The sequence below is a fragment of the Bryobacter aggregatus MPL3 genome (genome assembly GCF_000702445.1).
GTDB lineage: Bacteria > Acidobacteriota > Terriglobia > Bryobacterales > Bryobacteraceae > Bryobacter > Bryobacter aggregatus.
Genome location: NZ_JNIF01000004.1, coordinates 342,192 through 367,476 on the forward strand (window position 1 = coordinate 342,192; position 25,285 = coordinate 367,476).

Sequence of the window (25,285 nt, forward strand, 5' to 3'; positions counted from 1 at the left end):
CCGTTTCACGGTGTTTTGGCGCATGTGAATTTAGAGAGGCATCTCGGGGGCGTTGGAATTCGGAGGGGTTCCAGCAAACTGAGATGCCTTTTTTGATCTCTGTGCTGCCCGCGGGCAGGGAAATCGCATAAAGTTCCTATAGAACTTATGAAGAAACCTTTTTGGTTGTGCCTGCTGCTGGCCTCGTCCTGGGCGCAGCAGCCGCCACCAGCTCATGTCGATCCGACTCCGGAACAATCGGCCCTCATCGCAGCGAAAGTACAACAGCTCGACGGTCTTGTCGCGAAATTGAAGGGCGATCCCGATCTGATCACCGATGTTGCGGTCTATCAAAAGACCGGGCACCAGATGCGCGAATTTCCGGAAGAGTATTTTGTTGCGGAAGATGTGCCGAAGGCGATTGCGGTTCTCGATCAGGGGATCGAGCGGGCCAATGCGTTACTGGCAGGCAATGCGCCGTGGATGAAGAGTCCGGGGCGGCGGATCCATGGCTATCGCTCCTCGCTTGACGGCTCCATCCAACCTTATGGCCTGCGGATTCCGGCCTCTTATGACGGAACGAAGCCAGTGAAGCTCTATGTGTGGCTGCACGGTCGCGATGCCAAGAACGCCGAGTGGAACTTTATTGATCGTGAGCTGCGGGTGGGCAACGCGCCGCCGAGTCCGCCTGACGAAGGACAGATCCAACTCGATCTCTATGGGCGATGGAATGGGATTGCCTGGCACTGGGCTGGTGAAGTGGATGTCTTTGAAGCGATGGCTGATGTGCAGCGCCGCTACAAGATCGACCCCAAGCGGATTGTCCTGCGCGGCTTTTCGATGGGAGGTTGCGGCGCCTGGCACATTGCGCTGCATCATCCGGGACGCTTTGCCGCCGCTGAAATCGGTGCTGGCACTTGGCCCTATCGCTCGCAGATGCCTGGCTTTCCGGATTACCAGCGTCTGCCGCTCAACATCTACGAGAATATTCTCGAATGGTCTCTGAACGCCTATAATTTTCCGCTTGCCGGCCATGATGGAGAGAATGAAACAGGCGTCAGTTCCATTCCCCCTTATGCGCCTCCCGGTACGAAAACCCGTGGTCAGTTGGAGAGTTCGATCCGGGTGCGGGAGCAATTGGGCCGCGAAGGCTATGAGAGTGTGGGAGACCCTTATGATCTGGCGGCAAAGGGCACCGAAGCGGTTTTCTACATCTCCAAGGACACGGGACACGGCACGAGCAAAGAAGTGCGTGGCAAGCTGGATGAGTTCCTCAAGAAGTACGGTGACCGTGGCGTGGTGTCCCCGGACCACCTGCGATTTGTGAGTTGGACCACCCGCTACAACCGCTCGCATTGGGTGACATTTGATTGGCTCGACAAGCACTACGAAAAGGCCGAGATCGACGCTGTTCGCTCCAACAACGGCACGCATTATGAGATGAAGACGAAGAATCTCGCACGCCTCACTTTGCGTGAGATGGACAAGGCGAAGGAGCTTCAGATCGATGGCCAGAATGTGAGGCTCAAGCCCGGCTCGGAAATCAGTCTGGAGAAACTCGAGGGCAAGTGGCGTGTGGCTGGCAAAGCGCAAGGACTGCATAAGCAGCATGCTCTCCAGGGGCCGATCGACGATGCCTTCCTGGATGCGTTCCTGCTGGTGCGTCCGACGGGCACGCCCTGGAATCAAGAAGTCCACGAGCAGTCGCTCCGGATTCTGACGCGCTTTGACCGTGTTTATGCCAAACACTTGCGGGCGCATCCGCGGATCAAGGAGGACCGTGACGTGACTGAGGCCGATTTTGCGAAGTACAACGTTGTTCTGTTCGGAGACCCTGGCAGCAATCGCTGGATCGCAAAGCTGCAGGGCAAGTTGCCGGTGGAATGGAGCAAGGAGACAGTGAAGATGTCCGGCCAGAGCTATTCTGCGAAGGATCATCTTCCAGCCTTGATCTACCCGAGCCCGCTGCATCCCAGCCACTACATCGTCCTGAACTCGGGGATGACCTCGGAGGAGAAGGAACTGCGTGGCGAGTATGCCATGCCGCGATTGGGCGACTGGGCTGTGCTGAAGGTGAAGGCTGGGGACGAGACGCCAGACATTGCGACGGCCGGCTTGTTCAACGAGCGCTGGAAATAGAAAAAAGGCGAGTCCCTTACGGGGCTCGCCTTTTTTGTTTCGCTGGTGCGAAGAACTACTTGACTTCGACCGAAGCGCCAGCGTCGACGAACTTCTTCTTCATCGCTTCTGCTTCGTCCTTGGTCACGCCTTCCTTGACAGTCTTCGGGGCGCCATCGACGAGGTCTTTGGCTTCCTTCAGGCCGAGCGCGGTGATTTCGCGAACAACCTTGATGACGTTGATCTTGTTGGCGCCTGCGCCGGTGAGAACCACGGTGAATTCCGTCTTCTCCTCAGCAGCAGGGGCAGCCGCGCCAGCGGCAGGTGCGGCCACAGCAACGGCGGCGGCAGCAGCCGATACGCCGAGCTTTTCTTCGAGCAGCTTTACGAGTTGGGAAGCCTCGAGAAGGGTGAGGCCCTGGATTTGTTCCGAGATTGCGTTGATGTCAGCCATTTTCATCTACTCCGTTAAATTGATCTATTACTGATTGAACTTGTTTTCTTTGACGCCCTGATCGACGACCACGGCCAGGTTGCGTCCAACGCCATTGATAGCGGTGACCAACTTCTGTGCCGGCGCGTTGATGACATACAGCAACTGCGCGTAGATCTGTTCCTTCGAGGGCATGTTGGCAAGATCGTTGATGGATTGCACTTCAACGACTCGCCCTTCAACGAAACCGGCCTTGAATGTGAAGGTCGGATTCGCCTTTGCATAACCAACGAGAGCTTTGGCAAGAGCGACCGGGTCGCCACTTGTGTAAGCAATCGAGTTCATACCTTTGAGCCCAGTCACCGCCCCGGCAACCGGAAGACCTTCGCTTGCCTTTTCAGCCAGCGTATTCTTCAAAACCCGATAACGTCCACCAGCGGCGCGAACCGTCTTGCGGAGCTCATAGTCCTGAGCGACCGTCAGCTTATCGAAGCCCGAGACGAAGACGTTCTGCGACTCTTCGAGAGCTTTTTTAATTGCTTCGAAATCTTTTTGCTTGTCGACTTTATTCTTCATGGTTGCTGCTCCTTAAACCGCTACCGAAAGTTTAGAAGTGACGTCGGAAATATCGAGCGTGATGCCAGGACCCATGGTCGAGCACAACGTCGCACTTCGAACGTACTTACCTTTCGCAGCGGAGGGTTTGGCGCGCAGCACAGCTGAAATGAGGCTTTCGGCATTCTCGATCAGCTTGCCAGTTTCAAACTGGATTTTGCCGACCGGAGCGTGGACAACACCGGTCTTGTCGACACGGAACTCCACTTTACCTGCCTTCACTTCATTCACAGCGGTTGCGACGTCAGTGGTGACCGTTCCCGTTTTCGGGTTCGGCATAAGACCACGCGGGCCGAGCACCTTGCCAAGACGCGCCATAGAGCGCATCATGTCGGGGGTCGCAACAACCGCATCGTAGTCGAGCCAGTTCTCTTTGATGATCTTTTCGATGATCTCTTCGCCACCGAAGAAGTCGGCGCCGGCTGCTTCAGCCTCACGCACCTTTTCTCCGCTAGCGATCACGAGAACCTTTTTAGATTTGCCGAGTCCATTGGGAAGTACGACCGTGCCACGGACCATTTGGTCCGCATGCTTGGGGTCGACGCCAAGGCGCATGTGTATTTCAACGGTTTCGTTGAACTTAGTGAATTTGATCTTTTGGGCTAGACCAACGGCTTCGGTCACGGAATAGGTCCGTGCTTCCACCTGCTTGGCAGCAGCCAAGTATTTTTTTCCCTGTTTATGAGCCATGATTCTTGTTTTCGAACGGTTTACTGCAAAGTACTGCGAAGAAAGATCCAGGTTTGACCCCGGGGTAGGATAACTCAGAATGGTTCAAACGGCTTCCGGCACAGACTACAGCCTTCAGCCTCCCAGACGGAGGGACCGAAGTTTTGAGTGTATAACAGCTTGCTGCCAGATTGCAAATCTGTCATCCTGACGCCCATGCACAAAATCCCAGTGGTTATTGTGAGTTGGCTCACATTCAGCGCCTTAGCTATGTCTCAGAGCTGGAGCCATAAAGCCGAAGACGACGTGAAATGGAATCGTGTCAGTAGTGCCGGCAACTACATCTATGGGACCGACGGCGGAATCTACGCCCTCGACGTCACAACCGGTAAACTGCTCTGGAAACGCGATGATCTCAAAAAAGTAGCGGACTCGAGTGTCGAGGAAGTGCCTGGCACTCCCGTCATTTTTGTCGCGCAAACGGAGGGCGCGATCATGACCAAGGCGAAGCTCTCCGCAATCAATCAACAAAGTGGTGAAACGGTCTGGAGTAGCGAACAACTCCGGGGGAGTGTTGTCGACCTGATTCCCGACTACCAGCACAACGCGATGATCATGGTGATCAACGGAATGCTGGAGAACAAGTTCGGCATCTACCTTGAGAGTTTTGAACTCCCCACGGGTAAGCTTCGCTGGGAGGTTCCGCTCGGCGACAAAGCTGATCTTTATACCGCCGAGAATAGCGGGCGCTTCATGCCCAAGATGGATCTGAGTGGCCATGCGACTCCGATCATTGATGGCCATCATCTCTACCTCCCCTACGCCGGTCTGCATAAGTTCGATCTCGAGACCGGGAAGCTGGTCTGGAAGCAGAAGTTCGATGTCACGGAGAAGGCTTACAAGAAGACCAATGCCTCGCCGATGGTTGTCGGCAACCTTGTCTACACCTCGGCCAAGGGTAAGATTCTAGCCTTCGACAAGAGCAGTGGGAAGCCCAAATGGAGCAGCCAGGACTACGGCGCGGCGATTCCCGAGATGATCCATGCCGAGGGCGTGATCTACGGGCGGATGGGCGGCACCTTTGCCTCGAGTGGTGCTAAGGGATTTGAATTGAAGAAGCCGCTTGGCGTGGTGGCGCTCGACGCCGGAAGCGGCCAGATGAAGTGGCGCTTTGACGACGCAAAAGAAGGCATCACCAATTTCCACTACGACAAGTCCAGCAATCTGATTTTGCTTGCCGATAGCAAGAAGCTCTTTGGTCTCTCGCTGAATGGCTCTGGCAACGATGTGAAAGCAGCCTTTCAGGTACCGCTCGAATTCAAGTTCAAGCAAAGCAAAGGGAAGGCAATTGCCAAGGGGATGGGGAAGTTTGCCATGGGCGGACTTGCTGCGGTTGCCAAGAAGGACAAGAGTCTCGATGATCCGCCAATCTCGATGATTGGCCGTCCAGATGGAACTGTTGTCGTTCGCGGCAGCAACCATCTGCTCAAATTCGACCCGCGTACGCGCAAAACGATCTATGCAAATGAATTCCGCGCGCCTGGGGCGAGCAACTGGCAGAAGTTCAATACCATTGCCGCCTTTGCGATGACCTATGCCACCAGCACCGCACGGGCTGCCTCCTCTTACGCTGGCACCTACGAGAACACATGGGCCAATCACGATCGCCAGAACAGCATCCAGTCCCTCTTCACCAATATGCAGAAGCGCTACAAGGCTTCCATGGCTGGTGACGACTTTGCCTATATCCTCAGCGACATCGAGAACGAAGACGGCAAAGGCCCTGGAATTTTAGGGGTCAATCTGGATAGCGGTGAGATTGAGAAGGACGCACTGATCAAGGATCGTGAGCCCCTCTTTGCTGTTGACGAGGTGACCGGGATGCTCATTCGTACCCATAAGGGGAAGAGCGAGATCACCGGCCACAAACTTTAGGCCAAGATTTCCGATACGACCCGGGCAGGGAATTGGTCTGTGAGCCGCTCCGAAAGGCCGTGGCGCTCATAGACCAGATCCCGGTGGTTCATGCCGAGCAGGTGCAGGATGGTGGCGTGGAAGTCGTGCACGCTCACACGGTTCTCAACGGCTTTGAACCCAATGTCGTCCGTGGCTCCATGGATGTAACCGCGCTTCAAGCCAGCGCCAGCCATCCAGACGCTGAATCCGCCGGGGCCGTGGTCGCGCCCCGCGGTTTTCCCGGTTCCCTGGGACATCGGAAGGCGGCCAAACTCTCCTCCCCAAACAACCAAAGTGGAATCCAACAAGCCGCGCTGCTTCAGATCCTTGAGCAGCGCGGCGACTGGTTTATCGGTCTTGCCACAGGCATAGTTCAGGCTGCCGGTGAGGTCGCCATGCGAGTCGAAGATCTGGCTTTCAATATAGAGCTGTACGCAGCGGACACCGCGCTCCACCAAGCGGCGTGCCATCAGGCAGCGCTTGCCATAGGATGCGGTTGCGCTCTCATTCAACCCATAGGCTTCCCGCGTTGCTTCGGATTCCTGATTGACGTCGAGCGCATCGGAGGCTGCCAGCTGCATGCGGGCGGCCAACTCGTAGCTGGAGATGCGCGCATCGAGTTCCGGTTGGTAGGGACGGCGTTCGCGATGGGCGCTATCAAGCTTACGTAACAGATTGCGTTCTGCTTCGACAAGCGGCGATGGAATCTCTTCCCGCGGTTCCAGGTTCAATACCGGAGGGCCTTCGGCTCGGAAGCGTGTGCCCTGATAGATCGGCGGCAGCCAAGCGGACTGCCAGTTCGAGATGCCATTGATCGGCAGGCCCTTGGGATCGTCGAGAACGACATAGGCGGGGAGGTTTTGATTCTCCGTGCCCAAGCCATAGGCAACCCAGGCTCCAATCGCCGGACGGCTGGCGATGGTGCGCCCGGTGTGCATCAAGAAGAGCGCTGGTTCGTGATTGGCGTGTTCGCCGTACATCGAGCGAATCAGCGTAATGTCGTCGGCGCATTCGGCCAGATGCGGCATCACGGTCGCCATCTCCATGCCACACTTTCCAGCGCGCTTGAATTCGTAAGCGCCGGGCATCAACAGGCCGGGCTTGTCGCCATTGGAGATGGCAAAGCTGAGCTCACGGCTGGGTGCGGTTCCTGCGAGGCGAGTCAAGGTGGGCTTCGGATCAAAGAGATCCACTTGGCTCGGGCCGCCATTCATAAAGAGTTGGATCACCGATTTCGCCTTGGCCGGAAACTGCGGGGCCTTCGGCTTCAGGTCATAGACTCCACTGGCTTTGGCTTCCGCGCCTAGGAGCGAAGCAAGCGCGGCACCGTGAATGCCATTCGCAATGTTCGAGAAGAAGTCGCGGCGGGTTCTGTTTTTCATGGGAGTTCTCTCTACTAGTCGATGAAGCTGAATTCAGCCGAGTTCAAAATCGCGTGGCAATAGTTGGCGAGCGCCAGCCACTTGGCTTGTGTTTCTCTGGGCGCATCGGACCCATCGCTGGCCAGTTTGGCAGGCCAGGCTTTCTGGAAGTCCTGTACGGCCTGGATTCCTGTTTGTACCTCTGCCGCCGACGGACGGCGTGCATAGGCGCGCAGGTAAACGAGTTCGATTTGCCGGGCACGGTCCCCATCGGCTTCGTCCATCACGCGGCCCGCCATGTACTTGGCAAGATCCCAGGACATCGAACCGTTCATCATGTGCAGGGCCTGGGTGGCGACATTCGAGCGCCGGCGTTCTGTACAGTTCGGTGTCATCGAGGGTTGGTCAAAGGCATCCATCAGCGAGACAGGGGTTTGCCGCCGATGGAGGACATAGATACTGCGCCGGTAGCCCGTCTTGCTGGCCTTGACGGTGACTTCCTTGTCGGCCCGCACTTCGATATCGGTGGGGGCGCCGAAGGAGGTGGGATCCAGGCGGCCGGAAACCTGGATGAGGGAGTCATACAGGGTTTCCGCGTCCATGCGGTTGAGCGGCATGCGGCTGAGCAGGATGTTTTCGGGGTCTGCCTTGAGGACTGCTTCTGCGACATTCGAATCCTGGCGATAGGCTTGCGAGGTGACCATCAGGCGGTGCATCGACTTCATGCTCCAACCCTTGGCGACAAACTCCGTGGCCAGCCAATCCAGCAGTTCCGGATGCGAAGGGGCAACGCCTGATTTGCCGAAGTTGGCGACGCTTGCGACAATGCCCCGGCCAAAGTGCCGCATCCACAATTGATTCACCAGCACGCGGGCCGTGAGGGGGTGTTCGGGCTGGGTCAGCCACTTTGCCAAGGCCAGACGGCGGCCGGTGCTGCCGGGGAAGGGCGACACGGGCGTGTAGTCCTTGAGGCTCGCATTCTTCAATACCTGCGGCGTATTCGGTTCAACGGGCTCGCCGAAGTTGGCCGGATCGCCACGACGCAGCAGATAGCTTTGCGAAGGCTGGACATTGTCGGTGAGGACACGGACATGCGGCTTGGTCATCAGCTTCGAGCGGACTTCGCCGATTTCCTTTCTGGACGCCTTGGCCGCTTCGAGTTTTTTGATCTCGGCCTCGAGAGGGGCATTGTGCTTGGCGACCACTTCCTTTTCGGAATCGAGGGCGAGGTCGAGTTCGCGCTTGTTGGGCGAGTGCCACTCGTAAGGATCATAGGCACCCTGGAGAATGGCGCTGAGGCGATAATAATCGCGCTGCGGGATGGGATCGTATTTATGGTTGTGGCAGCGTGCGCAGCCGACGGTCAGGCCCATTACGGAGGAACTCAGCACCTCCACCTCGTCCGCAACCACATTCATCCGTTCGGAGAGCAGCCCGCGTTCGTTTGAGTTTGTGGGGTCCGGTGTGGTGCGGAGAAAGCCGGTTGCCGCAAGGCGATCGATCAGTTCCTGCGGGACGCCGGTCTTGGTCTTTTTCCAGTCGTCCGACATCTCGTCGCCGGCGATCTGTTCCGTGAGAAAGCGGTCATAAGGCTTGTCGGCGTTGAGCGAACGCACGACATAGTCACGATAACGCCAGGCATATTTGCGAACACCGTCGTCCTGGCCAAATCCTTCCGAATCCGAGTAACCGGCGACGTCGAGCCAGTGCTGACCCCAGCGTTCGCCGTAGTGGGGCGAGGCGAGGAGCCGGTCGACCAGACGCTCATAAGCGCCGGGAGCGGTGTCCGCTTCATACGCAGCGATTTCGGCAACTGTCGGCGGTAGGCCGGTGAGATCGAGATAGACACGGCGCATCAGCGAGAGGCGATTCGCTTCTTTGTTGAAGCGCAGTCCTTTGGCCTGCAGCTTGACGAGCAGAAAGGCATCGATCGGATTGCTGGCCTTGATTGCCGGTAGGGCCGGACGCTTCGGCGACTGGAAGCTCCAGAAGGCCTTGTCGCTCTCCTTCACGATGTCGGGTGTGATGGTGCCGGTGTTTTGAGCTCCCGCCGCGATCCAGGCTCGTACTTTTTCGGTTTCGCCATCGGTGGGGAGTTCGACCGCAAGTTCCTTGGCCTGTTTAGCTGGCGGCATCTGCCCGTTTTGCATGCGCTTGTAGAGGGGGCTTTCCTCCGGCTTTCCAGGTACCAGTGCCGTGCCGCTCTTGCCACCCTTGATCCGGCTGGCGATGGTGCGGAGATCGAGACCGCCCTCCTGCACTTCAGAACCATGGCAGCGGACGCAGCGGGCCTGCAGAATTCCCCGCACCTCAAACTCGGTGACTTCAATGGCCGGTTCCACTGCTTTTTCAATCCCCCGGTCGATCCACACACGAATCTGGTCAATCTCGGCATCGCTCAACTTTGCCGGGCCGGGAGGCATCTGGCGAGTGACAATCTTATCGATCAACAAACTTTTGGCTGCGGACCCAGGAACAACTGCTGGTCCGCTCGCTCCGCCTTTGAGAGTGGCTTCCGCCGAATGGAGATCTAACTTTCCCATCGCCATCTTTTCGTTGTGGCAAGAAATGCACTTCGCAGTGAAGATTGGCTTCACGCCTGCGTCGAAACTGTCAGGTGCAGCTGACAATTGAAACGCAGCCAGAGAGGCGAGAATGGCGGTGCGTAGGCTCATGAATTGTTATTAGTCTATCCGACTGACGGACAATGGAGTTGTGGACGAAAACGTATTTGCGGTGATTGGCGAGGATGGATTCCGCCGGCTGGTCAGCGCCTTTTATCGACAGATTCCTGACGACGACATCTTGGGCCCGATGTACCCCAAGGACGATCTTGCCGGCGCCGAAGAGCGGATGCGGAATTTCCTGATCTTTCGCTTTGGTGGCCCGATGACTTATCTTGAGACTCGCGGCCATCCGCGGCTCCGGATGCGCCATGCTCCGTTCCGGGTGGATGAAGCTGCCCGCAACCGTTGGGTTGAAATCATGGACCGGGCGATGGCCGAGGCTCAACTGCCGGAGGAGTCTGCTGCGACCTTGCGGGAATTCTTCCATTCCACGGCGACTTTTATGCAGAACAGCTAGGCTGATCGAGTGGCGCCGGGCGGCTCACCTATTCCGCGCGCAGGGTGACAGCCGGATCAATCCGTGCCGCTCGCCGGGCCGGTACCAGACCCGAGAGCAATGCCGTGACCAGAAAGATGAGCGCAATCAGCGACAGCGTGAGCGGATCGTAGGGGCTCACATTGAAGAGCAGTACGCTGAGGGCGCGGGCAATCAGAATGGAGCCGATCATGCCTCCCGCGATCCCCGAGGCCACCAGCAATAGGGCATGCTTCTCGATCATCCAAAGCACCTCAATTGGCTTTGCTCCGATGGCCATGCGGATTCCAATTTCTCTCGTGCGTTGTGTGACGGTGTAAGACACCACGCCGCTTAAACCAATGATGGCCAGGAGGAATGCGACTCCCGCAAACACCGCCATCAGAAATAGAGTGAAGCGTTCGCGCGAGATGGAATTATTCACCGATTCCTCCATGGTCTGGATCTGCCACACCGGCTGCGAGGAGTCCGCTTCGAGAATCTTGGCTCGGACCGCTTGCGCTGCCAGTGCCGGATCACCGCTGGTGCGGGCAATCACGCTGATCGATGCGGCCTGTGTGTGAACAATGCTCGGGACTTGAAAAAAAGGCGCATAGACCTGTGCTCGAATGCCCTTGTCGATTCCGTTATTCTTGACGTTCTTGACCAGCCCAACGACTTCGCGCCACTCCGGCGGGTCTGACAAACCGATCTCCACACGCTTTCCAATCGGGTTCTCATTGGGAAAGTGGATCCGGGCAAACTCCTCGCTAATGATCAATACGCGCGGTGACGACCGTGTATCGTTGTCGTTGAAGCGGCGCCCCTGTTGGAGCGGAATCTTCATGACATCAAAATAGGTCGGGCTCACCGTGAAGTAGTCGGCTACAGGTGCAGTGGCTGCGGTTTGCAACGGACGGCCTTCGACGCGAATGTGGAAGCGTACGGTGGTCCCTTGTAAGGGGACGTCGGTGGAGATGCCGTATCCGAGAAGTCCGGGGATGGTTGCGAGATTGCGGGTGATGTCCCGGCCAAACTGCACCTGCCGGTCAATCTCGCCGTTGTACTTGGTGGGCAACGGCGTCACACGCATGGTGATCAGATGGTCCGGCTGAAAGCCCAGATCCACTTGAGACAGTTGATAGAGACTGCGGATCAAGAGGCCCGCCCCGGTCATCAGCATCAGGGCAGCGGCTACCTGTCCAACCACCAGCAGATTGCGGAAATGCGTGCGTGAAGAGCCTCCGCGTGTTTTGTCCTTCAGGGTTTCCTGGAGATCGGTGCGCGACATTCGAATCGCTGGAATCAGTCCGAAAAGTGCGCCACTCACAAAGACCGCGCCCAGGTTGTAGGCCAGCACACGGAAATCAATCACAATCTGTTCCAGGCGGGGGAGATTCTGCGGCGCATAGATCTTGAAGGTGAAGAAGGCAATGACGGCAAGCACCAACCCAAGAATGCCGCCGGCGGCTGACAGCAGCAGGCTCTCGGTCAACATTTGCGAGATCAGCTGGAAGCGCGTCGCTCCCAAGGCCGTTCGCACGGCGAATTCACCCTTCCGGGCTGCACCGCGTGCGAGCACCAGATTGGCGACATTCGCGCAGGCAATGGCCAATACAAATGTCACTGCCCCCACCAGCGCCACCAGGGCCGGGCGCACCCGACCTGTAGATTCTTCGACCAACGGCTCAATGAAGATCCGCTTATTCTCGTTATATTGCGGAAACTGACGCGCCAGATTCGCCAGCACGGTGCTGAACTCCGCCCGCGCCTGTTCAAGGGTAAAATTCGGACGCAAACGGCCTTGCGCCAGATAGGCATGGAAGTCACGTCGAGACCGGTCCACTCCCTCCAGCACCAGTGGAGCCCAGATCTTTGCTTTATTGGGATATTCATAGGCCGCGTCGACAACTCCCACAACCACTCGTGGCCGCCCATTCAGATTGATCTCGCGGCCAATGATGGAATTGTCTGCCGCAAAGCGATCGCGCCAGAGTCCACTCGAGATGATGACTGCCTGGTCCTTGCCGGGAACAAAATCCTCGGCTGTAAAGTCCCTGCCACGCACAAACTTTGCGCCGTACAATCGAAACCAGCCTTCTGTGACGGTGACTCCGTAGTAGCGTTCAGGGTCAGAGTTGGGGAGGATGAGCGAGAAAGGACTGAGACCATAGGCAACGATGGATACAGACTTGATTTGCGCGCGATAGTCATACAGGTTTCCGGCTGCAAACGGATAGCGAGAGGTGGTTCCGGGCGTCAGGATGTCTTCCCGCAAGGTCAACAACTCGTGTGGATTGGGGAAGGCGAGGGGCTTGAGAAGAATTCCGTCGACAACGGAGAACATGGCAGTATTGAGGCCAATCCCGATCGCGAGTGCGATAACAGCGGCGGCAGTGTAGCCAGGATTCGACCGAAGAGACCGCAAAGCAAAGCGCAAATTCTGCCAGAACATCATTGGAGAGGATAGCAAATGATCATAAATTACAAGGCTAAAGGATGCTAGCTCACGAACCACGTTGGCCCGTGTTGCTTGCGCTCATCAGTTGCGGAGGGCTGAACCTGCTTCTGCCCGATTCCATCTCCGCCGGACCGGGTTGGGTGGTGGTGGCACTGGCCGCAACCTTGGGTGTCGGTTCGATGATGACGGCAGACCATAACGGGAAACTGCATCTGTTTTTTGCGTATGGCACGCAGTCGGTGGTGACGATTGCACTAGGCGCCGCAGTGGCCTCGCTTTTGCACGACATCCTGACGCGGCAAGGCAAGGCGCAGGATCTGCTGCAGAGCGCGGTTGCGATCTGGTTCATGAACATTCTCGTCTTCGCAACCTGGTACTGGCGGCTCGATGCCGGAGGGCCGAGCCGCCGCCGCCGGCATCACAGCTACCGCGAGGGGGCTTTCCTCTTTCCGCAGGCGACGCTTTCAAAGGAGATCAAAGAGAACCTGAATATCGGAAATTGGCACCCTCAGTTTATGGATTATTTATTTGTCTCCTTTACCGCGAGTACAGCTTTCTCACCTACGGATTGTCCCGTACTTTCCCGCTGGGCCAAGGTGTTAATGATGTTACAGAGTCTGATTGCGCTGGCCTCGGTTGCTTTGGTTGCGGCGCGGGCGGTCAATATTCTGTAAGCTGGATCTCCTATGCAGTTGACACCGCTTGACTGGGTTTTTGTGGCCCTCTACTTTGTTTTGAACATTGCCATCGGTCTTTATTACCGCAGCCGGGCAGGCAAGAGTGTCGACGAGTTTTTCCTCAGCGGGCGCGATGTTCCCTGGTGGCTGGCTGGAACTAGCATGGTGGCCACTACCTTTGCCGCCGACACGCCTCTCGCTGTCACCGGCCTGGTCTTCAAGGGCGGCATCGCCGGCAATTGGCTGTGGTGGAATATGGTCGCCAGCGGGATGATGACTGTTTTTCTCTATGCGCGCCTGTGGCGCCGTAGCGGCGTGATGACCGACATTGAATTCTCGGAGATCCGCTACAGTGGCAAGCCCGCCGCCTTCCTGCGCGGCTTTCGCGCGCTGTACCTTGGCATTCCCATCAACTGCATCGTGCTCGGTTGGGTGAACCTGGCGATGGTCAAGATCCTCTCGATGGTGCTCGGCGTCGACAAAACTACCGCGCTTGGCCTGGTGCTGGGTCTGATCGCCATCACCGCTCTCATCTCAACGCTCAGCGGACTCTGGGGTGTTCTGGTCACCGACGCCGTCCAGTTTTTCATCAAGATGGGCATGGTGATTGTCCTCGCCTTTGCCTCGGTGAAGGCGGTGGGTGGCATGGATGGATTGCTCGCCAAGCTGCACGCGGTGGACGCCACGCGCGGTGTTTCTGTTGGAGGCAAGGGTAGCGTTCTGAACTTTGTGCCAGACCTCGACAGTGTCTGGATGCCGATGATCACCTTCTTCGTCTACGTCGGAATGAACTGGTGGGCCACCTGGTATCCCGGCGCGGAACCCGGCGGTGGCGGCTATGTCGCACAGCGCATGTTCAGCGCGAAAGACGAACGCCACAGTCTGCTGGCGACGCTGTGGTTCCAGGTGGCGCATTACGCGCTGCGGCCCTGGCCCTGGATCCTCACGGCGCTTTGTGCGATGGTGCTCTATCCCGATCTCCAGGACCCGGAAACCGGCTACATCAAGATCATGGTGGACCACTTGCCGCCCTATCTTCGGGGCTTGATGCTCGCCGCTTTTGCGGCCGCCTACATGTCGACCATTGCGACGCAATTGAACTGGGGCGCCAGTTATCTGGTCAACGACTTCTACCGTCGCTTCCTCCGTCCCGACGCGGGGGATCGGGAACTGATCCGAGTCTCGCAAGCGGCGACAGTCCTGCTGACGATTCTCTCTGCTGCCGTCACCTTCAAGATGGAATCGATCTCTGAGGCCTGGAAACTGCTGATCGTAACGGGCGCGGGGACCGGACTGGTGCTGTTGCTGCGCTGGTATTGGTGGCGGATCAATGCCTGGAGTGAAGTGAGCGCGATGGCCTCGGCGGCGGTGGTCAGCATCGCCATGCAGACGGTGTTTCATTTCGATAGCGATCAACCCAGGGACTTTGCCTACATCATGCTGGTCACGGTTGGCATCACAACCGTGGTCTGGCTTGCGGCAACTCTGCTGACGGCTCCGGAGCCGATGCCGGTCTTAGAGCGCTTCTATCGGACCACGCACCCCTCGCGCTTCGGCTGGGGGCCTGTCGCCGACCGCGTTCCAGACGTCCAGCCGGATCGCGACGGCTGGGCAAATCTGGGCTGCTGGCTGGCTGGTTGCACTCTCATTTACGGACTCTTGTTCGGCACGGGAAAACTGCTGCTCGGCGAAACGATCATTGGACTCGTTTATTTGGCGGTCGGCTTGGTCAGCGGCTGGTGGATCAGCCACGATCTGACGCGCCGTGGCTGGGCGAGTGTGGCGAAGTAACTGATGCTCGTAGAATGCGCCTATTCCGCATCGCCTCAAAGTGCTTGAGGAGTTCCTCGATGCGAGTCTGCAATTCCTGATCGCGGTTGGGGAGCGATTCGAGTTCCTTTCGACTCGTTCCCGGTCTGCGAAGGCAATCGTGAGCATGTCCAGGGCGGTGAGACTGCTGTGATCGATACCGCCGATGGGCTGAAGCAGTAGCGTCGTACCGCTCCGGATGGATCTTTGCGCGGAGGGGGAAACGTTCCTCAGGGCCGGATAGGCTGATGTCAGTTCCGGAGTTGTCGACCATGCAGGATTTGAAGGTTCTTGCGCTACACTGCGGCGTTAGTCAGGACCGGAGCCCTCTCTTGCCGCACTCCAATCGTCACAAGCATGCCAAATACCGAGGCAGATCGTGCCAATTGCCAGAATGCCCGTGAGGCCCAGGCCGCCGATCCAGAATCCCACCGACTCTGCGTGAGCCTTCGACAGGACTGATGCCAAAACAGCTATCGCAAGAAATCCGCAAGCCAGCCCCAATCGGCCGCTCCAGATGAGAACATCGTTGATTGTTCCGATCGCCTTCTGACGCTCTGCCAACTTAGCTCTCCAAAGGACGAGACTGGCGCTGGGCAATGGTCGGTCAAGAGCTGACGTTGAGAGCAAACGCAATTCGCGTGCCACCTCCTCTGCCGCACCACAGTCTGGACAGTTCTGAACATGCTCCCTCAGCGGCAGTGGCAGGGACTCCCCAGCAGCGATCATCATGGCGATCCTATGCTCATGGGGACAATTGGCATAGTCATTCATAGCGACCGCCTATTCGGCCAGTTGAGAATAGTCCGCGCAGCTTTTCACGGGCACGCGCCAGCATCGGACGGACGCTGGCGGGGGTAGTTCTGACGAACTCAGCGATTTCTTTATGGGAAAAGCATTCGACGTAGGCCAACCACAAAAGGTCCCGCTCTCGTGTTTTGAGCTCCCCGAACGCGGCCCGAACTTCTATGATCCTATCCGCAGCAGGCGCGGCCGAAGGTTCGTACTTCTCAATCGAGGCCTCGACGCGGCGCGAGCGGCGAAAGTCGTTCACAAGGTTGCTCGCGATCTTGTACAAGTAATTCTTCTGCTGTGCGAGTGTCATCTCAGTTGGGACCTGCACTTTGAGCATCCGTAAATAGGCCTCTTGGGCGATATCGTCGGCGAGCACAGAATCTCCCAAGACATGGCGCAAATAGCGGTGTAACCCTTGGGCAGTCGCATCGTATAGGAGCTGGAACGAACGCTCGTCCATGCCGGGACCTATTTGCCATCACCGGGATCCTTGACGATGCTCCACTTTGAAAGGATTCTGAAGCCGATGTAGGCGGAGGCGAGAAAGCCAACTCCGGCCATGGAGATCGGCAATCCCGTCAATAGTAGAACTTGAGCGAGCCATGGCTGACCGTCGGCCGAGGCGTTTCCTGCACCGGCCAGTCTGAGCAAGAGGAGAGAGATCCCAATCAGAAACAAAACCAATCCCGCGTGTACGGCATTCAGGATTCTAGTCATTGGCTCATTCACGTCAGCAGTCAATGACTCAAAAATCCGCCGCCCGGCTTCGCTCTCCAGGTACGCCACTAATTCGCCGCTGTTATTGGAGCGGTCAAGAAGCTTGCTATGGATTTGGGCCATCCGCTTTGCTGTCTGACCACGCCGCACATTGGTGGCAATCACCCCGATCACCCAGGCTAGAGAAAGCGAGATCGCTGCGACTATGAAACTTACGGAAAGATTGTCAGCCATGCGGTCTGTCATGAGAAACTCCTTATTCGTGTTCGTTACTCGAGGCTACGGCAGCTTGGCGAATGCATGGCCCAGAAATTGGAGGGAAGCTGGAGTGGTTGATCCTGCTGAGGTATTGAACGTTACGATCGAGCCGCTTCCTCCTAGATCGGCACGAAACTGATCTCGAGGACCATCATAGACCTCTACTTCGAGTTCCGCGACACCAATCCTAGCCCTGAGGCGGCCATCCACAACGGACCAGACCATAGTTCCTAAGGCGGGACTCTCATACGTTCCTGCATACGCTGGCAATGGATGCCGCGTTGTCTGAGGGCGTCCCCGGCGTGTTGTCAAGTCTTTATCCATCGCGCTGCGAGCACTGGCGATTGATGTTTCAAAGGCAGCCCAATTGGCCTCGGTACGGATACGGAGGTCCGGTTTCTGCAGGACAAGATCGTAAAGGAGTGTCGCTACCAGGTCAGACGAAAGTGAGCCAAGTCCGCCGCCATTCGAAAGAACAACAATTCCGATACGGCGTTCCGGCATAAAGGAAAGATGTGAATCAAATCCCGAAAAACTCCCGAAGCGCTGGAGAACTACGTCGCCGTCATAGGTGGCAAGATCCCACCCGAGCGACCATCCAAATCTCTGGAACGAGCCATACTTGCGGTTCTGATCCGCCTGCTTCTGGTGTGTCACTGCAATGACGGCCTTGGGGAAGACCTGCTTGCCGGCAATCCGTCCCCCATTCACCTGCGCAATCAAGTATCGAGCCAGATCGTTCGCTGTGCTGAGGTGACCACCGGCGGCTTGCATGTTCACGTCGAATTTACCGTACGGCACTCGCACCATTCGCCCGGAGCGAAACTCGTAGGGTTGGGCCAGATTCTTCCTCTTGGCCCTGGATATCCACGCGGTCGTGAGCCGCATGCCAGCGGGCTGGAAAACCTCGCGCTCGATGACATCCTTCCAGCCTTGGTCGAAACGGCCATCCAACACCATCCCAAATATGTTGTATCCGATATTGCTGTAGGAGAAAGCGCGCTCTGCCCGTGCGGCGCCGTGGTACTGCAATAGATCGAGCAGTTGAGGATTTGTGAAATCTCCGGTGAAGGCGGTTCTGAAGTCAACAGGACCAACCGCTGCGATTCCATGAGTGTGAGTCAGCAGTGACCGAAGAGTGATCTCGCTTGGCGCCAAGGCTGAGTTCCAGGTGGCACGAGGCAAGGCAGCCGCCACGGACTGATCGAAGTCGATCGCTCCCCGCGCGGCCAGGAGAGCTCCAGTCAGGGCCGTGAACGATTTGGAGGTGGACGCAATGTAAAACTGCGTGTCCGCTGTGGCGGGTATTGAGGCTTCCAGGTCAGCGAATCCAAATCCCTTCGAAAATACAAGTCTGTTGCCGGCGATGACGGCGACGCTGATGCCCGGAGGAGCCATGTCGGTCGACATGAGCCTTTCCATGATTTCCGCGATATTCCGACGCAGATCAGTGGGCGCCGCACGGCTAGGCTGAGCCAGTGCGGGAAGGACACAGAGGAGGGCAACCAGGGCGCTAAGGAGGTGTTGTTCCATAGAGGTTCTCACGCGCTACAACGTGCGTGGAGCCCGGGATGTTAACAAAAAAGAGACCACGCGGTTTGTAATGCTTTGATCGCGGGAAGCCGCGCAGTATAGAGCCATTGAAATCAATGCTCGAACGACGCGCGATCTGGAAGATAACGAGTAGAGTCGACAATTTCAGGCCGTCAGTCACTGAATCACCTCATCGAGAGACGTCATCCACAAGTCACCGCAGCCTGGTTCAGCGTTTGGCGCCGGTTGCGGCAGGAACCTTTGCGCCCAGTTCTCTCTCCGAGGGAATCTGGGTGACGTCCCAGCCGCCGCCCAGGGCTTTGATCAACTGAACACTCGCCACCATGCGCTGCATTCGAAAGCTCACCGCGGCCTGATTTGTGACCATCGGTTCTCGTTCCGGGTCAGCGCGGATCCAAGAAGACTCGAGTCCACGGGCGCTCTTGCGTGTTGGCGATCCAATCGCTTTCTTAACTCCGATGCAGCTAGCCCACTACTTGCCGTCGATCGAGATTGCCGCAAGTGGAGCGTAGAGGAAGCATCTGGTCGGTCCATACACCTCCCGAAGAACGACGACGAAAAGTAGCAACCCCAAGAGCCCCAAGCTGAGCTTCAGCGCTACCCACATCAGCTTTCCTCAGCTCCGCTCGTCTGCAACTTCTTCGTGACATCGATCCCCAGGCTTGTCAGTCCCAGCACGACAAAGCCGAAAGCGCACAGCCAGAAGATCTCTCGCCAATCGGCAAAGTGCAGCGAAGTACCGATCACAAAAGGAATCAGTTTTGCGACTGCCGAGGCACCAAAGTTCCCCCACATATTGCTCCAGGCAAGAGTCGCCGCGACATGCCTGCCGCCGATATCCTGAGCCAACGCCCACATCGCCGGATTCACGCTGTCAGTCGCAAAAGCAACAGCTCCGCAAGCGATGGCCACCGCCAACGGCGACGCCAACAACGGGCACAGCAGATAAGCCGATGCGGCCAATGCACTGCCAGTAAGGAAGGGGAGCCGCCGGCCCCACTTCTGTCCATAGCGCTTAGTCAGCGTGTCGCAGTACCAACCCCCAAAGAGCATCCCACCGAGACTGCAGGCAAGCGCAATCGAAACATAACTGCTTGCTGTCACCTTATCGAGCCCACGGACCTCGTGGAGATAAGTCGGCAGCCATGTGATGATGAAGGCCCAGCCGACATTCATTCCCAACGCTCCGACATTGAAGAACCAAAGTCCCTTGTGCTTGAGCAGTCCGAACCAGGGCGAATCCTTCGGCCGCCCCACTTGTGGCGGCTGGCCTTCGCTGATCAGATTCTTCTCTGCCTCATTCACCCACGGATGTTGCGACGGGTGATCGCGGAAGACAAATTGCGTCAGGAGCGCCAGGACAACACCAATGCTGCCGTAGATCCAGAGCACCGTCCGCCAGTTCCCCAGATATGCGATGGCCGTCGCCGTCAGTCCCAAGGCCAGCGCATTCCCCACGCGCCCGCCAAAGCCGATGATGCTGTTGGCTCGCGCGCGCTGGGTGAACGGGAACCAACGCGTCATCAGCAGCGCACTCGCCGGATAGGCGCCCGCCTCAGCAAGGCCACAAAGCCCACGGATGACAATCAAACTGAGAAGTCCGCCCGCGATGCCGGTGGCTGCGGTAAACACGGACCAACAGAGGATATAGATCACTAGCATGCGGCGCGGTCCGAATCGGTCTGCCATCCAGCCTGCAGGCAACTGTCCCAGCGCGTAGGCCAGAAAGAATCCTGCCAGCACATCGCCCGTGGCCTCTTTCGACAGCCCCAATTCCGTCTGGAAGCTGGTCGATTGCACCACCGCCCCCATGCAGATGCGGTCCAGATACAGAAGAAACGCATTGGCCGTCGCAATCGACAGGATGGCAAAACGAATTTTGGTCGGATTCACTTCAGGTTCTCGCGCAGGAAGCGGAGGAAGTTGCCGGAGAATATATTCTCGATGTCCGCAACGCTGTAGCCGCGCCCGGCCAACGGCGCTTGCAGCGTCTGCAGATCGGCGATGCTATCGAGATCCATCGGCGTCTGCTCTTTGCCGTAGCCGCCATCGAGGTCGGTCCCGATCCCGACATGATTCGCATTGCCGGCAATCTGACAGATGTGATCGATGTGTTCGCAGATCTTTTCCATCTTCAGTTGAAAGTCTTCCGGTTTCGACTTGAGGTGCTTCCATCCGTGGACCATCATGATGGCGTCAAAGGCCATACCGATGACAGCTCCCCGTTCCACCAGAGCCTTGATCTGGTCGTCGCCAAGTTGCCGGTTCCAATTGGCGAGCGCGCGGCAATTGTGGTGGCTGGCCCAGACCGGGCCATGGAAGCGGTCCAGCGCGTCCCAGAAGCTTTCATCGCAGAGATGCGTAGCGTCGAGAATGAAGCCCAGCCGCTCCATCTCCCGGACGAGTTCCTGCCCCTTCAGCGTGAGTGGACCTTCGTCATCGGTGCCATGACCGTAAATACCTGGGCCATAGTGAACCGGACCGATTGCGATCAGCCCATCCTCACGCACTCGCTCCAGATGGCGCATCGACAGGATCGAGTCGGCTCCTTCCAGGCTCAGCAGATACCCAATCGGAAGCTGCGCCGTCTGCTCCAGTGTTGCCTCGCGCCAGAGCTTGGCGTGCGCCTCCACTTGTGTCCCACTGCGAAGCTGCACCAGTTGCCCGGCTTCTTCCATGCTGCGGTACCAGGCAAGTTGGCCCTGGGTCTGTGACCAAGCCTGCTCTGGACTCTGCCAGCCCGGCAGCTTGCTGAATCGTCCAGAGTACCGGGCAATCTGTGTCGCCACGCAAAGGCCAATCCGGCCGCGCCGCATCTCTGGAAGACAAACCACGCCGTTGGTTCGATCGCGCAAGTCGGACATGCCGATCTCGCGCCGGCGGATCTCAACCAGCGGAAGCCGCAGATCGCGGTTCCACTCCATCGCATTCATCGAGAGGTCCAGATGTGCGTCGAAAATAAGAGGCTGTGTGTGCATTGGAATTTCGATCGATTCACGGATAGGATACAAAGGAACTTCCATGATCAAAGTCTTGTGTGTCTTGTTTACGTCGATCTTGCTCTCTGCTCAGACTTCGCCTGAGGTGCATCCCGATCGCAGTGTCACCTTCCGCGTTGCTGCGCCGAAGGCGAGTGATGTCCGGTTTTATGGCGATTGGATGAAGGTGGGAAGCTTTGAGAAGATGACGCGTGGCGCGGATGGCGTCTGGGCTTACACCACCGCGCCGCTCGAGCCGAGCATCTATATCTATTCTTTTACGATTGATGGCCTGACGATCGCCGATCCAATCAATCCCAGAATGAAGCTGCGCGCCCGGACTTCAGCCAGCATGGTGGAAGTGCCCGGAGCCACGCCTGCCATCTGGGATGCGCGCGATGTGCCGCACGGGGCCGTATCCATCGAATTTCAGAAAGCAAAGGCCCTTGGCGGAGAGACGCGGTCCTTCTGGGTCTACACCCCGCCTGGCTACGAAACTGCGAAGACAAAGTACCCGGTGCTCTATCTGTTCCATGGTTCCAACGATACGGCTGGTGGATGGGTGCTGGCCGGACAGGCGAACTATATCTTCGATAACTTGCTCGCGGAAGGCAAGATGAAGCCGATGGTGGTGGTGATGCCCTTTGGGCATGCGGTGCCGTTTGGATCACCTCGCGAGGTGCAGGCGACCAATACCGCAGTCTATGAGAAGTATGTGCTCGGAGACGTGCTCCCTTATGTTGAGGCGAAGTACCGGGTCTCGAAAGCTCCTGCCCAGCGCGCGATCGCCGGACTGTCGATGGGGGGCGGTCAGGCATTGTCGATTGGCTTGGGGCACCCCGCGCTGTTCAGCGCGGTAGGTGCTTTCAGTGCTGCAGTGCCGGCCAATGTCCAGAGCCTGATTGAGAAAGGACATCCCAAGCTGATCTGGTTTGCCTGCGGCAAGGAGGACTCCCTCTTTCCCCGATCTGTGGACCTGGATGCGTTGCTGACTCGAAACACGGTGCCTCACACCTGGAAGCCCAGCGAGGGCGCACACACTTACACGGTCTGGCGGAAGTATTTGGCAGAGTTTGCCCCGTTGTTGTTCCGGTAAGGAGAGCTGTTCTGAATACTGTTGGCAAGCCGCTCGAGTTGGGTTCCACGATTGCCGCCACTGGCATCGATCCGGATCTGGTAGGCGAGCCGCGAACTCAGCGCCAACAGGACGCGGAGATGACGCGGCTCGAAGGCCTCTTGCTCCTTGCTATAGAGTGTCAGCACGCAAGACGGGCCGTATTCAGACTCGAGTGGTACTGCAAGACCGGAGACCATCGTAAAATCTTCGTGAGCAGGACTGGAAACTCCAAATTCCGTGGCGGCATTTCCATTGAGCAGGGGCGTGCGATTCGCGGCAACCCATCCTGAGATTCCCGTACCAAGATGGATGACCAGATTCCTCAGCATCTGAGCGCATTCCCCCTGGGCAAAGGAACAGGAGATGGCTTCACTGCGCTTGCGGTAGACGGCCCAGGCTGCAAAAGGAATGAGATGGCGCAGATCTTCCTCCATCGCGCTGAGGTCATCCTGTAGCGATGCCGACCGGCCTAACTCCGCTTGCATCTTCTCGATCAGCGCGCACTCCCTGCTCAGTTCTCCTGCCGGTATTTCGAGGTGCTGGTCTCCTTGCAGGGAACCTGTGGCATAACCTGCATCGGGCGCCTTGCCACGGAATACATCCAGTCCTGTCGATAAGCGGAAGGCATTTTCGCGGAGTGTCGTTCTGGCAGATTTTTCCAGTTCGGGATAGCGATGCCGCAGAAGCTCTACGATCTTTGGATCAAAGCTCTTGCCAGACTCTGCCACCATCATCGCCATCGCCTTTTCCAGCGGAATTGCTTTCCGGTACTGGCGGTCGCTCGTGAGCGCATCAAGGCAATCGACCGCAGTCAGAATCCGGGCTCCCAGCGGGATCTCCTCTCCTTGCAGGCCATCGGGATATCCAGTCCCATCCCATTTCTCATGATGAGCGCGGACGAGAGGGGCAACGGCATAGGGGAAGTTGACGCTCTCGATAATCTCGGCGCCCACGACAGGATGGATCTTCATGCGTGCAAACTCTTCAGGGGTGAGCTTGCCTGGCTTTGAGATGATCGATTCCGGTACGGCGAGTTTGCCGATATCGTGCAGTATGGCGGCGGCCCGGACTGCTTCCAGCTCCGCAGGGGAGAGGCCCAGATCGGCGCCGAGCTCCAGCGCATAGGATTGGACACGATGGAGATGCTCGCCCGTGGTCTGGTCCTTCGCCTCAATCGCCAGTGCCAGCGCGCGGATGGTACGCAGATGCAGTCCGGCAGTATCCTCCATGTGTCTCTTCTCCTGTTCCGCTCGTGCAATGGTCTGCTCGAGAGCGCGAATGTGCAGGACGAAGGTGTGATAGATGAGGTAGACCACCGGCAGGATCAGAAGCGCGAACTCGGAGCCGGCATACTGCCTCAAGAACTCCAGTCCTCCCACCAGCGATGCGCTGAGGAGATAGTGGGGGAGAGTCCACTGGTAGCATTCGCGCCAGACCTGCAGCAAGGGCTGTCCCTCGGTCAGCGACAGAATCCCCGAAACGGTAAAGGTGTTCACAAGGTAATAAACAAAAGCTGCGATGACAATCCGCAGCAGCACCGGAGGAAGCAGGCTCTGGGACAACGGACTGTGGAAGCTCAGGGCCGCTGCTCCAATCGAGACGAAAATGACGCTCAGGTTGAAAAGCAGTTGCACTGCGTGTGGTTTTCGCTTTGCCTTCCAAAAGCTTTGGGTCAGAGTGGCGGCAACACCGAGGAGCAGCGTCTCGCCGAGGCTCATGCGGACGATGCCCCACATCAGGAAGATGTAGCTCATCGAAAGCGATCCCTGCACCTTCGGAATGACAACTTTACAGAGGCTGGACTGGATTGTCAGCAGGAGCAACAGCGCAAAGCTGGCTGTACCAGAAAAAGACCAGTGCTTCAATCCCTGAGAGAAACAGAGGATTGCCATCCCCGTCACCACGGCAACATAAAGGCGGGCTGTTCTGGAAAGTGCTGGCATAGGATGGATCCCGGGTTAAGGGTGGCTCGGAGGCGGTACCTCATGTTCTGCTGCTTCGACAGGCCGGAAAAAAGGTGGATGGCTTACCATGTGCGCCCGTAACAGCGGCTGGATCCACCAGAGAAAGCCAACAAAGAGGAGTGTCGATTTGCCTTGGACATGTGGACTGAGAAGGGACCAGGTGCCAGCAACCGTACACCCCAACAGGTAAAAGTGGATTGTGCTGGTTTGCCAGTACTTCCAGAGTTCATCGATGCTTCCTTCCTGTGCCAGGCTGAGGACCATCGAGGTGAGTCCAGTATTGATGGCGTAGAACACCGCCCCGGAGGCGATGAGGCGAAGCAGTTGCCAATCCTTCGGGAGCTCCACCAGCAATTGCGAAACAAGAACGGCGCCTGCGCTGCTCAGGATGAGATTGGCAACGTTGAAGGCGATCTGAATTGGCAGCGGCCGATGGAGTGCCCGCACCATGCTTTGGCTGAGAGCACACACTGTGGCCAGGAGCAGGTTCTCGGCGAAGGGAAGCTCACGGCTTGCTGCCAGCATCACAATGAAGTTCAACGAATAGGTGCCTGTGAGTCCGAGCACTCTGATCTTGGCGGTGGAGGCAAGAAACCCGGCAATCAGAAAGCCCAAGAGACGATTGCCATCGACGGGCGCGACGTTGATGGCGGCACAGGCGATCATGACAAATGCCATTCCACAGAGAACCACTACAAACGATTCCGGCGTTTTCATGCTGGTTGGCGCCTGCCTTTCTTGTC

Annotated in this window: 20 protein-coding genes; 6 read left to right on the forward strand and 14 right to left on the reverse strand. The window is 57.6% G+C overall.

What is annotated here, in order from left to right:
- The first annotated feature begins 147 nt into the window (after positions 1-147).
- Positions 148-2,118, forward strand: coding sequence for an alpha/beta hydrolase-fold protein (locus tag M017_RS0121145; protein WP_031500185.1), 1,971 nt, complete (start codon positions 148-150; stop codon positions 2,116-2,118).
- A gap of 55 nt (positions 2,119-2,173) precedes the next feature.
- On the opposite strand, the gene rplL is transcribed toward M017_RS0121145, so the two are convergent.
- The 3 genes from rplL to rplA are packed head-to-tail and all read right to left on the reverse strand — an operon-like array spanning position 2,174 to position 3,835.
- On the reverse strand, positions 2,174-2,551 hold the full coding sequence (rplL, locus tag M017_RS0121150; RefSeq protein ID WP_031500186.1) for a 50S ribosomal protein L7/L12: 378 nt from the start codon (positions 2,549-2,551) through the stop codon (positions 2,174-2,176).
- A gap of 27 nt (positions 2,552-2,578) precedes the next feature.
- On the reverse strand, positions 2,579-3,106 hold the full coding sequence (rplJ, locus tag M017_RS0121155) for a 50S ribosomal protein L10 (protein ID WP_031500187.1): 528 nt from the start codon (positions 3,104-3,106) through the stop codon (positions 2,579-2,581).
- Between the two features lie 12 nt (positions 3,107-3,118).
- Entirely contained in the window at positions 3,119-3,835 is a 717-nt protein-coding gene (rplA, locus tag M017_RS0121160) for a 50S ribosomal protein L1 (RefSeq protein WP_031500188.1), read from the reverse strand.
- 249 nt (positions 3,836-4,084) lie between these two features.
- Between rplA and M017_RS0121165 the strand changes: the two genes are divergently transcribed.
- Positions 4,085-5,749, forward strand: a complete 1,665-nt coding sequence (locus tag M017_RS0121165; RefSeq protein WP_337588913.1) for an outer membrane protein assembly factor BamB family protein — start codon at positions 4,085-4,087, stop codon at positions 5,747-5,749.
- On the opposite strand, the gene M017_RS0121170 is transcribed toward M017_RS0121165, so the two are convergent.
- Both M017_RS0121170 and M017_RS0121175 read right to left on the reverse strand, forming a co-directional pair.
- Positions 5,746-7,152, reverse strand: a complete 1,407-nt coding sequence (locus M017_RS0121170; RefSeq protein ID WP_031500190.1) for a DUF1501 domain-containing protein — start codon at positions 7,150-7,152, stop codon at positions 5,746-5,748. The two genes, M017_RS0121165 and M017_RS0121170, sit on opposite strands and share 4 nt — an antisense overlap.
- 14 nt (positions 7,153-7,166) lie before the next feature.
- A complete protein-coding gene (locus M017_RS0121175) occupies positions 7,167-9,806 on the reverse strand; it encodes a PSD1 and planctomycete cytochrome C domain-containing protein (protein WP_031500191.1) in 2,640 nt (879 codons plus the stop codon).
- A 40-nt stretch (positions 9,807-9,846) separates the two neighbouring features.
- Between M017_RS0121175 and M017_RS0121180 the strand changes: the two genes are divergently transcribed.
- The gene (locus tag M017_RS0121180) at positions 9,847-10,215 is read left to right on the forward strand and encodes a globin domain-containing protein (RefSeq protein ID WP_031500192.1); all 369 of its coding nucleotides are present in this window, start codon (positions 9,847-9,849) and stop codon (positions 10,213-10,215) included.
- A 28-nt stretch (positions 10,216-10,243) separates the two neighbouring features.
- Here M017_RS0121180 and M017_RS0121185 read toward each other — a convergent pair whose 3' ends face one another.
- Complete coding sequence (locus M017_RS0121185; RefSeq protein ID WP_031500193.1) at positions 10,244-12,670, reverse strand: ABC transporter permease; 2,427 nt, start codon at positions 12,668-12,670, stop codon at positions 10,244-10,246.
- Positions 12,671-12,711: 41 nt separating this feature from the next.
- Here M017_RS0121185 and M017_RS0121190 point away from each other — a divergent pair, with 41 nt between their 5' ends.
- On the forward strand, positions 12,712-13,347 hold the full coding sequence (locus M017_RS0121190) for a DUF1345 domain-containing protein (protein ID WP_031500194.1): 636 nt from the start codon (positions 12,712-12,714) through the stop codon (positions 13,345-13,347).
- Positions 13,348-13,359: 12 nt separating this feature from the next.
- Positions 13,360-15,141: a sodium:solute symporter family protein gene (locus M017_RS0121195; RefSeq protein WP_031500195.1), complete on the forward strand. Its 1,782-nt coding sequence runs from the start codon at positions 13,360-13,362 to the stop codon at positions 15,139-15,141.
- A gap of 784 nt (positions 15,142-15,925) precedes the next feature.
- Here M017_RS0121195 and M017_RS0121210 read toward each other — a convergent pair.
- From M017_RS0121210 to M017_RS0121240, 6 genes are all read right to left on the reverse strand, one after another.
- Positions 15,926-16,414 (reverse strand): RNA polymerase sigma factor, encoded by a 489-nt coding sequence (locus M017_RS0121210; RefSeq protein WP_031500197.1) that lies wholly within the window; start codon positions 16,412-16,414, stop codon positions 15,926-15,928.
- Positions 16,415-16,422: 8 nt separating this feature from the next.
- Positions 16,423-16,917 (reverse strand): hypothetical protein, encoded by a 495-nt coding sequence (locus M017_RS0121215; RefSeq protein ID WP_031500198.1) that lies wholly within the window; start codon positions 16,915-16,917, stop codon positions 16,423-16,425.
- Positions 16,918-16,950: 33 nt separating this feature from the next.
- Positions 16,951-18,462: a serine hydrolase gene (locus M017_RS0121220; protein WP_080508062.1), complete on the reverse strand. Its 1,512-nt coding sequence runs from the start codon at positions 18,460-18,462 to the stop codon at positions 16,951-16,953.
- A 229-nt stretch (positions 18,463-18,691) separates the two neighbouring features.
- Complete coding sequence (locus M017_RS29485) at positions 18,692-18,850, reverse strand: hypothetical protein (RefSeq protein ID WP_155121544.1); 159 nt, start codon at positions 18,848-18,850, stop codon at positions 18,692-18,694.
- Positions 18,851-19,089: 239 nt separating this feature from the next.
- Positions 19,090-20,376, reverse strand: coding sequence for an MFS transporter (locus M017_RS28095; protein ID WP_051670693.1), 1,287 nt, complete (start codon positions 20,374-20,376; stop codon positions 19,090-19,092).
- Positions 20,373-21,461, reverse strand: a complete 1,089-nt coding sequence (locus M017_RS0121240; protein WP_031500202.1) for a dipeptidase — start codon at positions 21,459-21,461, stop codon at positions 20,373-20,375. The genes M017_RS28095 and M017_RS0121240 overlap by 4 nt, the downstream gene beginning before the upstream one ends.
- A 43-nt stretch (positions 21,462-21,504) precedes the next feature.
- Here M017_RS0121240 and M017_RS0121245 point away from each other — a divergent pair, with 43 nt between their 5' ends.
- On the forward strand, positions 21,505-22,557 hold the full coding sequence (locus M017_RS0121245) for an esterase (protein WP_031500203.1): 1,053 nt from the start codon (positions 21,505-21,507) through the stop codon (positions 22,555-22,557).
- Here M017_RS0121245 and M017_RS28100 read toward each other — a convergent pair.
- Both M017_RS28100 and M017_RS0121255 read right to left on the reverse strand, forming a co-directional pair.
- On the reverse strand, positions 22,503-24,521 hold the full coding sequence (locus M017_RS28100; RefSeq protein WP_080508063.1) for an HD domain-containing phosphohydrolase: 2,019 nt from the start codon (positions 24,519-24,521) through the stop codon (positions 22,503-22,505). The two genes, M017_RS0121245 and M017_RS28100, sit on opposite strands and share 55 nt — an antisense overlap.
- Positions 24,522-24,536: 15 nt before the next feature.
- Positions 24,537-25,259 (reverse strand): hypothetical protein, encoded by a 723-nt coding sequence (locus M017_RS0121255; RefSeq protein WP_155121546.1) that lies wholly within the window; start codon positions 25,257-25,259, stop codon positions 24,537-24,539.
- Positions 25,260-25,285 lie beyond the last annotated feature (26 nt).

Coding starts and splice junctions, on each gene's coding strand:
- M017_RS0121175 (WP_031500191.1), bottom strand. CDS start 9,806: ATGAGCCTACGCACCGCCATTCTCGCCTCTCTGGCTGCGTTTCAATTG.
- M017_RS0121195 (WP_031500195.1), top strand. CDS start 13,360: ATGCAGTTGACACCGCTTGACTGGGTTTTTGTGGCCCTCTACTTTGTT.
- rplA (WP_031500188.1), bottom strand. CDS start 3,835: ATGGCTCATAAACAGGGAAAAAAATACTTGGCTGCTGCCAAGCAGGTG.
- M017_RS0121240 (WP_031500202.1), bottom strand. CDS start 21,461: ATGCACACACAGCCTCTTATTTTCGACGCACATCTGGACCTCTCGATG.
- M017_RS0121215 (WP_031500198.1), bottom strand. CDS start 16,917: ATGACAGACCGCATGGCTGACAATCTTTCCGTAAGTTTCATAGTCGCA.
- M017_RS28100 (WP_080508063.1), bottom strand. CDS start 24,521: ATGCCAGCACTTTCCAGAACAGCCCGCCTTTATGTTGCCGTGGTGACG.
- M017_RS0121255 (WP_155121546.1), bottom strand. CDS start 25,259: ATGAAAACGCCGGAATCGTTTGTAGTGGTTCTCTGTGGAATGGCATTT.
- rplL (WP_031500186.1), bottom strand. CDS start 2,551: ATGGCTGACATCAACGCAATCTCGGAACAAATCCAGGGCCTCACCCTT.
- M017_RS0121185 (WP_031500193.1), bottom strand. CDS start 12,670: ATGATGTTCTGGCAGAATTTGCGCTTTGCTTTGCGGTCTCTTCGGTCG.
- M017_RS0121210 (WP_031500197.1), bottom strand. CDS start 16,414: ATGGACGAGCGTTCGTTCCAGCTCCTATACGATGCGACTGCCCAAGGG.
- rplJ (WP_031500187.1), bottom strand. CDS start 3,106: ATGAAGAATAAAGTCGACAAGCAAAAAGATTTCGAAGCAATTAAAAAA.
- M017_RS0121170 (WP_031500190.1), bottom strand. CDS start 7,152: ATGAAAAACAGAACCCGCCGCGACTTCTTCTCGAACATTGCGAATGGC.
- M017_RS0121220 (WP_080508062.1), bottom strand. CDS start 18,462: ATGGAACAACACCTCCTTAGCGCCCTGGTTGCCCTCCTCTGTGTCCTT.
- M017_RS0121245 (WP_031500203.1), top strand. CDS start 21,505: ATGATCAAAGTCTTGTGTGTCTTGTTTACGTCGATCTTGCTCTCTGCT.
- M017_RS0121165 (WP_337588913.1), top strand. CDS start 4,085: ATGTCTCAGAGCTGGAGCCATAAAGCCGAAGACGACGTGAAATGGAAT.
- M017_RS29485 (WP_155121544.1), bottom strand. CDS start 18,850: ATGGTCACAAATCAGGCCGCGGTGAGCTTTCGAATGCAGCGCATGGTG.
- M017_RS0121145 (WP_031500185.1), top strand. CDS start 148: ATGAAGAAACCTTTTTGGTTGTGCCTGCTGCTGGCCTCGTCCTGGGCG.
- M017_RS0121190 (WP_031500194.1), top strand. CDS start 12,712: ATGCTAGCTCACGAACCACGTTGGCCCGTGTTGCTTGCGCTCATCAGT.